The organism is Microbacterium umsixpiens (assembly GCF_053543675.1).
The window spans coordinates 1-2673 of record NZ_JBLVOH010000161.1 but is presented as its reverse complement, the minus strand read 5'-3'; the positions used below and the strand labels follow the sequence as shown (position 1 = coordinate 2673).

Below are 2673 nucleotides of genomic sequence, written 5' to 3'. Positions count from 1 at the left end.
GTCTGGTTGTTGTCGACCGCGATGTACTGGACCTTCTTGACGCCGAGCTTGTCGGCGTCGCGGAAGTTCTCGTTCGCGACGATGGTGTACGACTCGCTGGTCGTCTTCTCGACGACGTATGCGCCCGAGCCGACGGGCTCCTCGTTGGCGAAGTTCGCGAAGTCGGTGACATCCGCCCAGATGTGCTCGGGGAGGATGTAGGTCGAGCCGAGACGCTGGAACTCGGTCGTGTACTGCGCCGACGAGTAGGTCAGCACGACCGTGGTGTCGTCGGTGGCCTCGGCCGAGACCAGGCCGTTGCCCTCGGGGTTGTTCGCCTCGTACTTGAAGGAGAACGCGACGTCCTTCGCGGTGAGAGGCTCACCGTCGCTCCACTTGAGGTCGGGCTTGATGGCGATCGTGATCACCGTGCCGTCCTCGTTGTACTCGAAGGTGTCACCGATCAGGCCGACGGGCTCGGTGTCGGCGGTCTTGTTGTAGAAGAACAGCGGCTCGTAGATGGGGCCGAGCGCGCCGTGGAGCACGGTGGGCGCGAACGGGTTGTAGTTCGCGGTGATCGGCGTCTGGCTGCCGGCCCAGACGCGAAGGGCACGGTCGCTGTCGGCGTTGCCGTCGTCGCCGCCGCCGGTGCCGCAGGCGGTGAGGCCCATGGCGAGGACGGATGCTCCGGCGATCGCGGTGAGCGCGATTCTGCGCTTTCCGTTTCGGATCATTTCTCTTGTTTCCTCTCGGTGCTGCACTGCAGGAGGGATCGCTCCGGATGGAGCGGAACCCCGACTGTGGGGTTCGTGGGCCCGGGGAGGTGGCCGATCGGCCTCTCCCCGGAGGGGGTTTGTTAGGACAGTAACCTAACAAACCCTGTGGCGGCGAACAACCCTCCTGGAACGCACCAGATAACGTTTCGGCCTCGACGCGAGAAGGCGTCATGTGCGCGCACTAAGGGTCTCGATGACACTAAGATCGAATCCGGAGGTTAAGGTGTCTATGACTCAAAGCAGGGACATCCGGGTGGCCGTCTCGACGGTCATCCTGACGCTGCGGCGCGCCGACGACGGACGCGCGGTCCTCGCGCTGCCCCTCGTCCTGCGCACCCGCGAGCCCTTCGCCGACCAGTGGGCGCTTCCCGGTGGCTGGCTCACCGCGACCGAGTCGCCCGTCGACGCCGCAGCTCGCACCCTCGCCGAGACGACGGGTCTCGCCCCCAGTTACCTGGAGCAGCTCTACGCCTTCGGCGCTGTCGACCGCTCCCCCACCCGAGTCGTCTCGATCGTGTACTGGGCGCTGCTGCGTCAAGACGACGTGACCGCGCAGATCTCGGCCCACCGGGCATCCGGTCATGCCCCCGAGAACGTCCGGTGGTTCGACATCGATCAGTTGCCGCAACTGGCCTTCGACCACGCCAAGATCGTCGAATACGCCCTCTGGCGCCTGCGCAACAAGGTCGGCTACAGCCGGGTCGCACAAGGCTTCCTGCCCGCCGAGTTCACGCTGGCGGAGCTGCGCGAGGCGTACGAATCGATCCTCGGGAAGAGCCTCGATCCCGCCAACTTCCGTCGTCAGGTGGAATCCGCGGGCAACCTGCTCCCCACCGACCGCTTCCGCACCGGGAGCCACCGTCCTGCACGTCTGTACCGCGACAACACCGATGTCGAGCTGGCCGACCGCGGCCCCCTCGGTCCCGAAGAAACGAGCACCCGATGAGCATCACCTTCGTCCCCGCGCCCGCCGTTCCGCCGCTGGACGCCTCGGTGGACCACGCCATCCAGGCGATCGTCGCCGGCACATCCACCGACCCGACCTGCGCCACCGACCTGGCCGCGGGGCCGTGGGACTTCGACTCCCGACCCGGATACGGACCCGGCTCCTCGATGGGTGACGTGATCCCCACGGGATCCCCACGGCAAGGCGAACTCCCCGTCGCATATCGGGAAGCGTCGGAGGACGAGCTCGACGCACGCATCCGCGCGGCGAAGGCCACTCTCGGCGATCGGGTCGTGATCCTGGGCCACTTCTACCAGCGCGAAGAGGTCGTGCGGCACGCGGACTACGTCGGCGACTCCTTCCAACTCGCCACGGCAGCCAAAGGCAGAGCAGACGCCGAGGCGATCGTGTTCTGCGGCGTGCACTTCATGGCCGAGACCGCGGATCTGCTCTCGCAGCCCGAGCAGGCCGTGATCCTGCCGAACCTCGCCGCCGGATGCTCGATGGCCGACATGGCCGACATCGACCAGGTCGAGGAGTGCTGGGAACAGCTGGCAGACGTCTTCGGCGATCTCGACACCCCCGACGCGGACGGCCGCGTGCCGGTGATCCCCGTGACGTACATGAACTCCTCGGCGGCGATCAAGGGCTTCGTCGGACGGCACGGCGGGATCGTGTGCACCTCGTCCAACGCCCAGACCGTGCTCGAGTGGGCCTTCGAGCGCGGCCGGCGGGTGCTGTTCTTCCCCGACCAGCACCTGGGGCGCAACACCGCCAAGGCGATGGGCGTGCCACTCGAGCAGATGCCGATGTGGAACCCGCGGCGAGCGCTCGGCGGCTCCTCGGCCGCTGAGCTCGTCGATTCCCGGGTGATCCTGTGGCACGGCTTCTGCTCCGTGCACCGGCGCTTCACCGTCGGGCAGATCGACCAGGCCCGCGCCGACCACCCCGGCGTGCGGGTGATCGTGCACC

3 protein-coding genes are annotated in these 2673 nt (G+C 67.3%); 2 read left to right on the top strand and 1 reads right to left on the bottom strand.

Features of this window, described 5'->3' with window-relative positions; translation table 11 throughout:
• The coding region (locus tag ACNPM4_RS15740; RefSeq protein WP_448986306.1) for an ABC transporter substrate-binding protein at positions 1–713 on the bottom strand (713 nt) is incomplete at its 3' end.
• Between the two features lie 271 nt (positions 714–984).
• Between ACNPM4_RS15740 and ACNPM4_RS15735 the strand changes: the two genes are divergently transcribed.
• On the top strand, positions 985–1701 hold the full coding sequence (locus ACNPM4_RS15735) for an NUDIX hydrolase (RefSeq protein ID WP_448986305.1): 717 nt from the start codon (positions 985–987) through the stop codon (positions 1699–1701).
• The coding region (gene nadA, locus ACNPM4_RS15730) for a quinolinate synthase NadA (protein WP_448986304.1) at positions 1698–2673 on the top strand (976 nt) is incomplete at its 3' end. The genes ACNPM4_RS15735 and nadA, both read left to right, overlap by 4 nt.